The sequence below is a fragment of the Mesorhizobium sp. AD1-1 genome (assembly GCF_020164655.1).
Lineage (GTDB): Bacteria > Pseudomonadota > Alphaproteobacteria > Rhizobiales > Rhizobiaceae > Mesorhizobium > Mesorhizobium ciceri.
This window is the reverse complement of sequence record NZ_JAIUGP010000003.1, coordinates 144402-156704: the sequence shown is the minus strand read 5'-3', so window position 1 is coordinate 156704 and position 12303 is coordinate 144402. Positions and strand designations below refer to the sequence as shown.

Sequence of the window (12303 nt, the reverse complement as noted above, 5' to 3'; positions counted from 1 at the left end):
ATGCGCTAAGCAGCCTCCCGTTTCGGCACCATCTGCTCATCCATCCCCGGCCGATGGCCGCGCAGATAGAGCGCGCAGGTGGTGCGCAGCATCGACGCAAAGTTCGGGATGGCGCCGTTGATCTCTATGGCTTCGTCATAGAGCTTGGAGATGAATTTCGGCGTCGTCAGGTTCTGGTTTTCGGCGATCTCGTCAAGCAACGCCCAGAACGTCGCTTCGAGCTGGATGCTGGTCGAGTGACCGTCGATGCGAATCGAGCGGTTGATCTGGCGATAGCCTTCGGGGTCCTGGCCCGCAAACACCCTGCACATCCGACAAACCTCCCATGATTGTTGGTCTTGGGTGGACGGGCGTGCAGTTTGATACTGCTTGACCTGTCCCCACACGTATTCTCGGGCAAAATTGCCGGTCCGGCAATCGGACTTTCGTCCCGTTCGCGGCTGCGGCCGTGGTAACCGGCTGCCACCACCTTTTGTCCGCGCCGCGCATAATCGCCTCCACACCAGCGCGGAGACTGATTTGGCCAAGGCGATCCACAGTATGATCCGGGTTCTCGACGAGACCCGATCGGTCGATTTCTACAGAAACGCCTTCGGGCTCAATGTCGCCGACAGGCTGGATTTCGAGACGTTCACGCTCCTTTACCTCAGCAATGCCGAGGCAGGGTTCGAGCTCGAACTGACCGTGAACAAGGATCGGCAGGAAGCTTACGGGCTCGGCGACGGCTACGGTCACTTCGCTGTCTCCGTCGCCGACCTCGACAGCGAACATGACCGTCTCGGTGCGCTTGGCCTGAATCCGAAGAAGATCGTCGAGTTCAACCGCGACGGATCGCTGATCGCCCGCTTTTTCTTCATCGAGGACCCCGACGGCTACAAGATCGAGGTTCTGCAGCGCGGAGGTCGCTTCCAATAGGAGACATAGCAGTCGCGCCGGCAGGTGCGGCGCCAGCAAACGCACTCTCAACAGTGCACATAGCAAGCAGGGAGGAATAAAATGGTCACGATCTATGACGCGAAGCCCGGGCTTTCACGTCGCGAGCTTCTCAAACGCGGCGGCATCGGCGCGCTGCTCGTCATCTCCGGTAGCGCCGTCATCAGTCCTGAACATGCCTGGGGGCTCGAGACATCGGCACTCAAGCCCGAAACCATGGCGACGCTGATCCAGATGGCGCGCGACATCTATCCGCACGATCAGGTGCCGGACAAATACTACGCCATTGCCGTGAAAGGTCATGACGAGCAGGCCGGCAAGGACGCCGCCTACAAGGCGATGCTCGAGGATGGCGTCGCCGACCTCGACAAGAAATCCGGTGGCGGCGGCTATCGCGGCCTCGGCTGGGAGGACCAGCGCGTCGGCGTGCTGAAGCAGATCGAGGCGACGCCGTTTTTCCAGGCCATCAGAGGCGGCCTTGTGGTCGGCCTCTACAACCAGAAAGAGGTGTGGCCGATCTTCGGCTACGAGGGCGAGTCCTATTCCAAGGGCGGCTACATCGCGCGCGGTTTCGACGACATCGAGTGGCTCTGAGCCCCGTCGTTCCTGAACCCGCAAACAGAAATCATGGGAGGAAACCATGGCAGCTTCATTTGATCTGAACAACGACGGCGTGGTCGTCATCATCGGTTCGGGCGCCGGCGGCGGCACGCTCGGCAACGAACTTGCCCAGAAGGGTGTCGACGTCGTCATCCTGGAAGCCGGCGCGCGCCACGAATACGAGGATTTCGTCAATGACGAGTGGGGTTCGTTCGCCCAGCTCGCCTGGACCGACAAGCGCACCACGTCCGGCGACTGGCGCGTGGCAAAGGATTTTCCGAACCTGCCGGCCTGGATCGTCAAGTCGGTCGGCGGTTCGACCACGCATTGGGCGGGAGCTTCGCTGCGCTTCCAGGAGCACGAGTTCAAGACGCTCTCGACCTATGGCAAACTGGAAGGCGCCAACCTGCTCGATTGGCCGATCACGCTGGCCGAGATGGAGCCCTACTACGCCAAGGCCGAGGCCAAGATGGGCGTCACCGGCACCAATGACTGGCCGCGGCTGCCGGGCAACAACAATTTCAAGGTGTTGAAGGCCGGCGCCGACAAGCTCGGCTACAAGGAATGCCACACCGGCAACATGGCCATCAACTCGGTCGATCGCGACGATCGTAATTCCTGCCAGCAAACCGGCTTCTGCTTCCAGGGCTGTAAATGGGGCGCCAAATGGTCGACGCTCTACACCGAGATCCCCAAGGGCGAGGCGACAGGCCATCTCGAAGTCAGGCCGAATGCCATGGCGATCAAGATCAACCACGACGCCAGCGGAAAGGTGACCGGCGTCGTCTACGCCGACAAGGACGGCAAGCTGCAGGAGCAGAAGGCGCGCATCGTCGCGGTTGCCGGCAACTCGATCGAGAGCCCAAGGCTGCTGCTCAATTCGGCGTCGGGAAAATTCCCCGATGGGCTTGCCAACTCGTCGGGCCAGGTCGGCAAGAACTACATGCGCCACACCACCGGCTCGGTCTATGCCATCTTCGACAGGCCGGTGCATATGTATCGCGGCACCACCATGGCCGGCATCATCCGCGACGAGGCGCGGCATGATCCGTCGCGTGGGTTCGTGGGCGGCTACGAGTTCGAGACGCTGTCGCTCGGCCTGCCGTTCATGGCCGCATTCCTCGATCCGGGCGCCTGGGGGCGCTCGTTCACCACCGCACTCGATCACTACGACCACATGGCCGGCCTGTGGATCGTCGGTGAGGACATGCCGCGCGCGGAGAACCGCATCACGCTGCATGCAGACGAGAAGGACGCACACGGCATGCCGATCGCCGACGTGCATTTCGACGACCATCCGAACGACACGGCGATGCGTAACCACGCCTACAAACAGGCTACGGCACTTTACGATGCGGTCGGCGCCACCCGCACCTTCCCGACGCCGCCCTATCCCTCGACCCACAATCTCGGCACCAACCGGATGAGCGAGAAAGCGGAAGACGGCGTCGTCAACAAGCACGGCCAGGCGCACGACATCAAGAACCTGTTCGTGTCGGACGGCAGCCAGTTCACCACCGGGGCCGCCGAAAACCCGACCCTGACGATCGTGTCGCTGGCGATCCGCCAGGCCGACTACATCGCCGCGCAGATGTCGGCAAAGACGATCTAGTCACATCCTCCCGACGGACTGCTGGCGCGGAACCCGCAAGGTTCCGCGCCTTTTTCTTGCCGCCTTATTGCTTGGTGCAGGTCGATGCGGTGAAGGCGCCGTCGGGTTGCTTCATGATGATGTCGAAGGAGGGCACGGTTTCGCCGTCCAGCGTCGCCTGGGTCAGCGACAGCGAGTTGCCGCCGGCGGTGTAGCCGCCCAGTGGTCCCAGCCAGGAAATCACGCCGTTCGCATCCATTTGGTAGTTGTACCCTTGCTGAGCGGGGCCGAAGCCGCCGAGGCTGGTGTAGACAGGGCCGCTGTAGACGTTCCCCTTGATGGTGATGTCGCCGAGGCTGAGGAACATGCCAAGCAGGTACACTTCGCAATGATAGGTGCCGTCAGGCATCTTGCCATCGCTGAAATCGGCTCGCGCGGCTCCGGTTGCTGCGGCCAGAAGCAGTATGCCGATGAAAAAGCGTGAAATCCCTGAAATCATGACGTCGCTCGTTTGAAGAGCGAGCTTGCCCTATTTTTGCACCGCGCCGCAACATCGGTCGCCCAAGGCGCCGCTATTCAGATCAAAATCTAGGCAGTCTGGGAGAATGAGCGAAAATTGGGCAAAAACTGTGTAAGCTGCGCAAATTTCCCTCAATCGAGTTCTGGCCGGCTCTCTTTGTTTTGGAAGCCGCGATATCCAAGGCGCTGATATCTATGAACTATTTGTACCCTTTCGGGATCGCTGGAGCGGTTGGCATGGGGGTTGCATTGTAGTGTTGCAGTGCAATCAACTAGCTTGGGAGTCCGTAATATGAGGGGTAATTTCTCGACAATAACAAAAATGTTTTCGGCTGGTGCGGTCGCCGCCGGCCTGTTGATGTCGGCTCCGGCCAAGGCCGCCGACGACACGATCAAGGTCGGCATTCTCCATTCGCTCTCGGGGACCATGGCGATTTCGGAGACGACACTGAAGGACGCCATGCTGATGCTCATCGACGAGCAGAACGCCAAGGGCGGCCTGCTCGGCAAGAAGCTCGAGGCGGTCGTCGTCGATCCGGCTTCCAACTGGCCGCTGTTTGCCGAAAAGGCGCGCGAACTGATCTCCAAGGACAAGGTTGCGGCGGTGTTCGGCTGCTGGACCTCGGTGTCGCGCAAATCGGTGCTGCCGGTGTTCTCCGAACTCGACAACATCCTGTTCTATCCGGTCCAGTATGAGGGCGAGGAGAGCGAGCGCAACGTGTTCTACACGGGTGCGGCGCCGAACCAGCAGGCGATCCCGGCGGTCGACTATCTGATGAGCGAGGACGGCGGTTCGGTTAAGCGCTGGGTGCTGGAAGGCACCGACTACGTCTATCCGCGCACCACCAACAAGATCCTCGAGGCCTATCTGAAGGCCAAGGGCGTGGCGGCTGAAGACATCATGGTCAATTACACGCCGTTCGGCTTCTCCGACTGGCAGACCGAGGTTTCGGCGATCAAGAAGTTCGGTTCGGCCGGCAAGAAGACCGCCGTCGTCTCGACCGTCAACGGCGACGCCAACGTGCCGTTCTACAAGGAACTCGGCAACCAGGGCATCAAGGCCGAGGACATTCCGGTCATGGCCTTCTCGGTCGGCGAGGAAGAGCTTGCAGGTCTCGACACCGCGCCGCTGGTCGGCCATCTCGCCGCCTGGAACTATTTCGAGAGCATCGATACGCCCGAGAACAAGAAGTTCATCGCCGACTGGCACAAGTTCATCAAGAACGACAAGCGCACCACCAACGACCCGATGGAGGCCCATTATATCGGCTTCAACATGTGGGTGAAGGCGGTCGAGAAGGCCGGCACCACCGATCCGGACAAGGTCATCGACGCCATGATCGGCGTGTCGGTGCCGAACCTGACCGGCGGCTATTCGACGATGATGCCGAACCACCACATCACCAAGCCGGTGCTGATCGGCGAAATCCAGGCCGACGGCCAGTTCGAGACCGTGTCGCGCACGCCGGGCCTGGTGATGGGCGACGAATGGTCCGACTATCTGCCTGATTCCAAGGACCTGATCTCGGATTGGCGCGCGCCTCTGTCCTGCGGCAACTTTAATGTTGCCACCGGCAAGTGCGGCGGCAAGGGCACGAACTGATCCCTCCCAGGGCTGACCCAGTCAGACCGCGCGCGTCCGGACGGCTTCCTCCGCCGTCCGGACGCCCACTTCAACCTTCAGGGGTTACCAGAAACCGATGACCTTAATCCGCACGGGTTTGATGCTGTTGTTCCTGCTGGCGACACTGTCGTCATCGGGCGCTGGCGAAACCGATCTGCGCGGCATCATCGCCAAATTCGCCACGGCCAAGGGCTTTTCCGAGATCGGAGCCGTCGTCCACGAACTGGCAGCCGCCGGCGACCCGGCGGTGGAGCGGCCGCTTGCGGCACTTGCCGACGGCAACCTCTATGTCCGCAAGGCCGATTCCCTGGTGTTTGTCGGCAAGGAAGCGGGCGAGAGCGTCCAGCTTTCCGACCCGTTGAGCGGGGAGGCATCGGGTGAGGCGGCCAAGGACGGCATCACCAAGATCAAGGTCAACAACACGCTGCGTCGCGTCATCCGCGATGCGTTGGGCACGCTGACGCTCGGCGCCAAGGATCCGGCTGTCCGCATCGCCGCCGCCGACACCATGTTCAAGACACCTGACGCCGCAAATATCGCCCCCCTCGATACGGCGATCGCCGGTGAGGCCGTGGCCAGCGTCAAGGCTCTGCTCGAACAGGCCCGTGCCGCGTCAGTTCTTGTCTCGGATCGGCCCGAAGCCGACAAGCTCGCCGCCATCGCGCTTATCGGGGCACGGGGCGATCGCGATGCTGTTTCGCTGCTCACTTCGGTCGTGGCGAATTCCACTGACGCGGTTAGGCAAGCGGCGACAGCCGCGATCGCCAACATCAATTCGACGCTGGCCTTCTGGGACGCCGGGCAGAACATCTGGTACGGCATCTCGCTGGGCTCGGTGCTGCTGCTGGCGGCAATCGGCCTCGCCATCACGTTCGGCGTCATGGGCGTCATCAACATGGCGCATGGCGAGATGGTCATGCTCGGCGCCTACACGACCTTCGTCGTCCAGCAGGTGATCCGTACATCCTTCCCGGACCTGTTCGACTGGTCGCTGGTCATCGCACTGCCGCTCGCGTTTCTCGTCGCGGCCCTGGTTGGCCTGATCATCGAGCGCGGTGTCATCCGCTTCCTCTATGGCCGGCCGCTTGAAACGCTGCTGGCGACATGGGGCGTCTCGCTGATCCTGCAACAGGCCGTGCGCTCAATCTTCGGGCCGACCAACCAGGAGGTCGGCAACCCATCCTGGATGTCGGGCTCGTTCAATGTCGGACAGTTGGCGATCACCTGGAACCGCCTGTGGATCCTGGTTTTCGCGCTCGCTGTCTTCGGCATCCTGCTCTACGTGATGAAGCGCACGCCCTGGGGCCTGCAGATGCGCGCCGTCACCGCCAACCGGCGCATGGCTGCCTCGATGGGCATCAGGACGCCGTGGGTCGACGCGCTGACCTTCGCGCTCGGCTCCGGCATTGCCGGCATTGCCGGCGTCGCGCTGAGCCAGATCGACAACGTCTCGCCCAATCTCGGCCGCGGGTACATCATCGGCAGCTTCATGGTCGTTGTCTTCGGCGGCGTCGGCAATCTGTGGGGCACGCTGGTCGGCGCCTTCTCGCTCGGCATCGTCAACAAGTTCCTCGAGCCTTATGCGGGCGCGGTGCTCGGCAAGATCGTCGTGCTGGTGCTGATCATCCTGTTCATCCAGAAACGCCCGCGCGGCCTGTTCGCGCTCAAGGGCAGGGCGGTGGAAGCATGATCACGGGACGCTTCTTTGCCGCCGGCGCGGACCGCCGCATCGCCATTACGATCTCCATCCTGCTGGCGGTGGCCGTCATCGTGCCGTTGCTCAACCTTGCGGTGTCTCCTACCAGCGCCTTCTACATCCCATCCTACATCGTCGCGCTGACCGGCAAATATCTCTGCTATGCGCTGCTCGCCTTGGCGCTCGATCTGGTCTGGGGCTATTGCGGCATCCTTTCGCTCGGCCACGGCGCCTTCTTCGCGCTCGGCGGCTATGCGATGGGCATGTATCTGATGCGCCAGATCGGCTCGCGCGGCGTCTATGGCAATCCCGTCTTGCCCGACTTCATGGTGTTCCTGAACTACAAGGAACTGCCATGGTTCTGGTATGGCTTCGACCATTTCTGGTTCGCCGGCCTCATGGTGCTCGCGGTGCCTGGCCTGCTCGCTTTCGTCTTCGGCTGGTTCGCCTTCCGCAGCCGCGTCACCGGCGTTTATCTCTCCATCATTACCCAGGCGATGACGTATGCGCTGCTGCTTGCCTTTTTCCGCAACGATATGGGGTTCGGCGGCAACAACGGCCTGACCGATTTCAAGGATATTCTGGGCTTCAACGTGCAGGCCGACGCGACGCGCTCGGCGCTGTTTGCCGCCAGCGCGGTGATGCTGGCACTTGCCGTCTTCGTCACCTGGGCGATCGTCGGCTCAAAATACGGCAAGCTCTTGATGGCGGTACGCGATGCCGAGAGCCGCACGCGCTTTCTCGGCTGGCGGGCGGAGAACGTGAAACTGTTCGCCTTCACCGTCTCGGCCGTCATGGCCGGCATAGCCGGCGCGCTCTACGTGCCGCAGGTCGGCATCATCAATCCGGGTGAATTCGAGCCGGCCAATTCGATTGAAGTCGTCGTCTGGGCGGCTGTCGGCGGGCGCGGCACCATTGTCGGGCCGATCATCGGTGCGTTGCTGGTCAATGCCGGAAAATCCTGGTTCACCGGCGTACTGCCGGAGTTCTGGCTGTTTGCATTGGGTGGACTGTTCGTCGCCGTCACGCTTTTGCTGCCCAAGGGCATCATCGGCATGTGGGACAGCTGGCGCGGCAACGCCAAGGCGTTGCGGGCAGCTTCCGTTGCCGAGGAAGCCGGCAGCGACTCCGACGTCCCGCCACCGGCGAAAGTCGTGCGCAGCGAGGCGAGAAAGCCAGGTGACTGGTCCGCCAGCAACCCCGAACCACAGCCGGCGGAGTGAGCGACCATGTCAAAGTCGAACACGATCCTTTATCTCGACGGCGTCTCGGTCTCCTTCGACGGCTTTCGCGCCATCAACAATCTGTCGCTGGTGCTCGACAAGGGCGAGATGCGCGCCATCATCGGCCCCAACGGCGCCGGCAAGACGACGATGATGGACATCGTCACCGGCAAGACGCGGCCCGACGAGGGCGAAGTGTTCTTCGACGGCCAAGTCGATCTGACCAAGCACGACGAGGCCGAGATCGCCATGATGGGCATTGGCCGTAAATTTCAGAAGCCGACCGTCTTCGAAAGCCACACGATCGAGGAAAACCTGATGCTGGCGCTGAAGGGTCCTCGCTCGATCTTCCCGGCGCTGTTTCACCGCCGCTCGGCCGCCGAGACGCGGCAGATCGATGACATCCTCGGCATCATCCGGCTTGGCGACAAGCGTGACGAACTGGCGGCCAATCTCAGCCATGGGCAAAAGCAGTGGCTGGAGATCGGCATGCTCTTGGCGCAGGACCCGAAACTGCTTCTGGTTGACGAGCCGGTCGCCGGCATGACCGATGCCGAGACCGAGGAAACCGCGCGGCTGCTCAAGGATATCGCCCGCGACCATTCGGTCATCGTCGTCGAGCACGACATGCATTTCGTGCGCGAGCTCGGCGTCAAGGTCACCTGCCTGCATGAAGGCTCGGTGCTCTCGGAAGGCACACTCGATTTCGTGTCGGCCGACGAGCGTGTCGTCGAAGTCTATCTGGGGAGATGAGCGTGGTCTGGCGGGTTCAATTCCATCACTTCGATCTGTCGTTTCTCAAATTCTGGAGAAAGCGCTGACATGCTCGAAGTTTCCAATGCCACGCTGCACTACGGCGCCGCCCAGGCGCTGCGCGGCGTGTCGCTGAAGGCGGGCGCCGGCAGGATCACCTGCGTGCTCGGCCGCAACGGCGTCGGTAAGACCAGTTTGATGAGATCGATCGTCGGCCACCACCGGCTGACGAGCGGAAGCGTTGCCTTCGAGGGGAAGGCGCTCGACCGGAGCGCGGCGTATGACCGCGCCCGGTCGGGCATCGCATTCGTACCGCAGGGCAGGGAGGTCTTTCCGCTGCTCACCGTGCGGGAGAACCTGGAATCAGGCTTTGCGCCGCTGAGGCGAGCCGACCGCAACATTCCGGCGCATGTCTTCGAATTGTTCCCGGTGCTGAAGCAGATGCTCGGCCGTCGCGGCGGCGATCTTTCCGGCGGCCAGCAGCAACAGCTCGCCATCGGGCGGGCGCTGGTGATGCGGCCGAAACTGCTCGTGCTCGATGAACCGACCGAGGGCATACAGCCGTCGATCATTAAGGACATCGGCCGCGCCATCCGCTATCTGCGCGACCAGGCGGGCATCGCCGTGCTTTTGGTCGAACAATATCTCGATTTCTGCCGCGAGCTCGCCGACGAGGTCAACATCATGGACCGGGGCGTGATCGTCCATACCGGCCCGGCTGAAGATTTAGACCGGGCTGATGTGCGGAAGTTCCTTACCGTCTAGAATTGGCGGTGAACTTCAGTTGGCGATCCGAAGTTCTTGCCAAGTCCAATATTTCTCCATCCGATCACCTGCGTCTCTGGCACGCTCAATATCGCGTGCTAGTCTTTTCCATGGCTTTGTGAGTCGGCCGCTTCCGTATCAGTCTGGTTATCGCAGATCGAGGACCACGGCCAATGCCGGGCAAGTTTCACGCAAGCAAGGCTGCCTAGCTTCCCTCCTGCGATCTCTGTCGTTCAAACGCGTTTGGGCACACAGGCTAAAGGACAGCCATGGAACGTTACGTCGAGGATTACCAGAAGCGGCGGCTTACCGAACGCGTCGACATCATCGCTGCCATCAATATCTTAAGATCACAGGGCTGCGACTACGACGATCTGATCGAGGAGATCACCAAGGTCTTCTATGTCGATCTCGATACCTTCAATGAGATTGTCATGGCGGCCTAGGAGCCGCATTCGTCTCCCCACGATCAGAGGCCGGTGTTGCGCGATTAGCTTGCGCGCCTGAACGGAGACGCGGTGACGCGGTTACGGCCTCCGCGCTTGGCGTCGTAGAGCGCCTTGTCGGCGGCGTTGAGCACCTTGTCGAAGCCGAGGCCTTCCTTGGTGCCGAAAGCAAATCCGGCACTGACGGTGCATATCAGCGAGCCTGTCTCGGTTTCGATGCGGTGCGCGGCGAAAGCTGCCCGTATGGCCTCGGCGGTGGCCTCCACCGTTTCGGGCAAGGTCCGCTTCAGCACCAGCGCGAACTCCTCGCCGCCCATGCGCGCGGCGACGTCGGCCGGGCGGCGATTGCTGGCGAGTTCCCGTGCAAACACCCTCAGCACTTCATCACCGGCGGCGTGGCCGAATTCGTCGTTGATGGCCTTGAAGTTGTCGAGATCGAAGACGACCACCGCCGTGAAGGCGCCGACCGGCGCATCGCCGTGCAGGTCGAACAGGGCGCGGCGGTTGAGCAGGCCGGTCAGCGGGTCGGTCAGGGCATTGTGGCGGTGATGCCGGGCCAAGCGTCCCTGATTCAGGGCCAGGGAAAGCGCTCCAATCCCGGTCATGCTGGCGATGACGATGATGAGGCTCAGTTCCTCGGCCCAGTTGCTTGGCGCATGTCCAAGGACCAGCTTTCCGTCCAAGGCTAAAACCATGGCGCAGAGAGCGAAGGATGCGGCCGTGGCAGAATAGAGCGCGGTGATACCGATCGTCAGGGCAGGGGCTTCGTCGCGGCCCTTCCAGTATTCGACCGCCGTTGCGAACAGAAGCAAGGCGGCGAAGGCATTTTCGAACATGAAGCCCAGCCCGTCATAGCCTAGAGCCATGGGAGGCAACGTCACGGCCAGCGAAATGGCGCTGCCAAGTACAGTTCGGGGCACTGGCGAGCCGCCGGTTCTGAACTGGTAGGCCGCGCCTAGCATTGTCGAGAAACCGAGCAGGAGGAAAGCCAGCGTGGCGACGCCCAGCAGGCGCCCGGGCATGTCGATATAGGCGTCATAGACAAAAATATCGCCGACCACGAACACCAGGCTGATCGCCCATGTCAGCAGGAATTTCTCCGAGCGAGCGGTCAGCCACATGCCGAACAATGTCAGGCTCAGGCAGGCAGCGGAAAAACCGACAGCCAGGAGAAGTGAAGTGTAGTCGAGCGACATGCCCCTCGTCCTTGCCCGTGGCGGCCCAGATCTGCGACTGGTCTGGCTGGATTCATGCAGCAAGGAGGTATCGATAAGGTTACGACGGTGGCGAAGATGCCATGATTCCGCTGCGTCAGGGCACCGGTTGACCCTGGTCCACTCGCTTCATCAGTGCCATGGCGCCGAACGGCGCGCGCACCTTGCCCTCGGTGATGAAATAAACGAACACGTCGCGTGGCTTGACCGGCGCATCGGTGGCGGGGTCGGCGCGCCGCAGGTCGGCCGGCTGCTTGCCTTGCGCCCAGGTCTTTACCCGCGCGGCCCATTCATCGAGGCCTTTCGGCGTATAGCAGTCGGGATTGTCATCGCTGCCGGTCTGCAGTCGGGCGTAGACGAAATCGGCGGTGATGTCGGCGATATCAGGATATTTGGCATGGTCGGCGTAGACGATCGCGGCCTTGTATTTTCGGGCAAGTGCTGCGAATTCCGGCACGACAAAACTGTCGTTGCGGACTTCGAGCGCATGGCGCAGCGCAACGCCGTCCTGCTTTTCCGGGAGCAGCTTCAGGAAGGCTTCGAAATCGTCCGGATCGAATTTCTTGGTCGGTGCGAACTGCCACAGGATCGGCCCGAGCTTTTCGCCGAGCGCCGCCACGCCGGAGCCAAGGAAGCGCATCATCGATTCGCCGGCCTCGCCCAGCACGCGCCGGTTGGTGACGAAGCGGTTGCCCTTCAGCGAATAAACAAAGCCGTCCGGCGCCTCGCTGGCCCATTTGACGAAGGTCGGCTCCTTGAAGCTGGAATAGTAAGTGCCGTTGACCTCGATGCTCGGCACCTGGCGAGTGGCGTAGTTCAACTGCTTGGCCTTGGAAAGCTTGTCGGGATAGAAGGAGGTATCCCAGGGTTCGAAGGTCCAGCCGCCCATGCCGGCGCGGATTGTTCCCGATGTGCTCATTGTCATCCTCCCAATGCAGA

At 61.9% G+C, this 12303-nt stretch carries 13 protein-coding genes; 9 read left to right on the top strand and 4 right to left on the bottom strand.

Going from position 1 to position 12303, the window contains the following annotated elements:
• Positions 1-5: 5 nt before the first annotated feature.
• Positions 6-311 carry a ribbon-helix-helix domain-containing protein gene (locus LB519_RS07445; protein WP_013531854.1) on the bottom strand — a complete coding sequence of 102 codons (306 nt, stop codon included), beginning with the start codon at positions 309-311 and terminating at the stop codon, positions 6-8.
• Between the two features lie 208 nt (positions 312-519).
• Here LB519_RS07445 and LB519_RS07440 point away from each other — a divergent pair, with 208 nt between their 5' ends.
• The 3 genes from LB519_RS07440 to LB519_RS07430 all read left to right on the top strand — a co-directional run bounded on the left by LB519_RS07440 (position 520) and on the right by LB519_RS07430 (position 3145).
• Positions 520-915 (top strand): VOC family protein, encoded by a 396-nt coding sequence (locus LB519_RS07440; protein WP_027161507.1) that lies wholly within the window; start codon positions 520-522, stop codon positions 913-915.
• Positions 916-996: 81 nt separating this feature from the next.
• Positions 997-1527, top strand: coding sequence for a gluconate 2-dehydrogenase subunit 3 family protein (locus LB519_RS07435; RefSeq protein ID WP_224619292.1), 531 nt, complete (start codon positions 997-999; stop codon positions 1525-1527).
• A gap of 46 nt (positions 1528-1573) precedes the next feature.
• Complete coding sequence (locus LB519_RS07430) at positions 1574-3145, top strand: GMC family oxidoreductase (RefSeq protein WP_013531851.1); 1572 nt, start codon at positions 1574-1576, stop codon at positions 3143-3145.
• A gap of 64 nt (positions 3146-3209) precedes the next feature.
• Here LB519_RS07430 and LB519_RS07425 read toward each other — a convergent pair whose 3' ends face one another.
• On the bottom strand, positions 3210-3623 hold the full coding sequence (locus LB519_RS07425) for a hypothetical protein (RefSeq protein ID WP_024503521.1): 414 nt from the start codon (positions 3621-3623) through the stop codon (positions 3210-3212).
• Between the two features lie 312 nt (positions 3624-3935).
• Here LB519_RS07425 and urtA point away from each other — a divergent pair, with 312 nt between their 5' ends.
• From urtA to LB519_RS07395, 6 genes are all read left to right on the top strand, one after another.
• Positions 3936-5246, top strand: a complete 1311-nt coding sequence (gene urtA / locus LB519_RS07420) for an urea ABC transporter substrate-binding protein (RefSeq protein WP_013531849.1) — start codon at positions 3936-3938, stop codon at positions 5244-5246.
• A gap of 97 nt (positions 5247-5343) precedes the next feature.
• A complete protein-coding gene (gene urtB, locus LB519_RS07415; RefSeq protein WP_224619290.1) occupies positions 5344-6957 on the top strand; it encodes an urea ABC transporter permease subunit UrtB in 1614 nt (537 codons plus the stop codon).
• The gene (urtC, locus tag LB519_RS07410) at positions 6954-8186 is read left to right on the top strand and encodes an urea ABC transporter permease subunit UrtC (protein ID WP_224619289.1); all 1233 of its coding nucleotides are present in this window, start codon (positions 6954-6956) and stop codon (positions 8184-8186) included. The genes urtB and urtC overlap by 4 nt, the downstream gene beginning before the upstream one ends.
• A 6-nt stretch (positions 8187-8192) precedes the next feature.
• A complete protein-coding gene (gene urtD / locus LB519_RS07405) occupies positions 8193-8939 on the top strand; it encodes an urea ABC transporter ATP-binding protein UrtD (protein ID WP_013531846.1) in 747 nt (248 codons plus the stop codon).
• A 69-nt stretch (positions 8940-9008) separates the two neighbouring features.
• Positions 9009-9704, top strand: a complete 696-nt coding sequence (urtE, locus tag LB519_RS07400) for an urea ABC transporter ATP-binding subunit UrtE (RefSeq protein WP_224619287.1) — start codon at positions 9009-9011, stop codon at positions 9702-9704.
• A 269-nt stretch (positions 9705-9973) separates the two neighbouring features.
• Positions 9974-10150: a hypothetical protein gene (locus LB519_RS07395; protein WP_013531844.1), complete on the top strand. Its 177-nt coding sequence runs from the start codon at positions 9974-9976 to the stop codon at positions 10148-10150.
• Between the two features lie 44 nt (positions 10151-10194).
• Here the strand turns inward: LB519_RS07395 and LB519_RS07390 are convergent, their stop codons facing one another.
• Entirely contained in the window at positions 10195-11346 is a 1152-nt protein-coding gene (locus LB519_RS07390; RefSeq protein WP_224619285.1) for a GGDEF domain-containing protein, read from the bottom strand.
• 115 nt (positions 11347-11461) lie between these two features.
• Positions 11462-12283: a DUF72 domain-containing protein gene (locus LB519_RS07385; RefSeq protein WP_127385406.1), complete on the bottom strand. Its 822-nt coding sequence runs from the start codon at positions 12281-12283 to the stop codon at positions 11462-11464.
• Between the last annotated feature and the right edge of the window lie 20 nt (positions 12284-12303).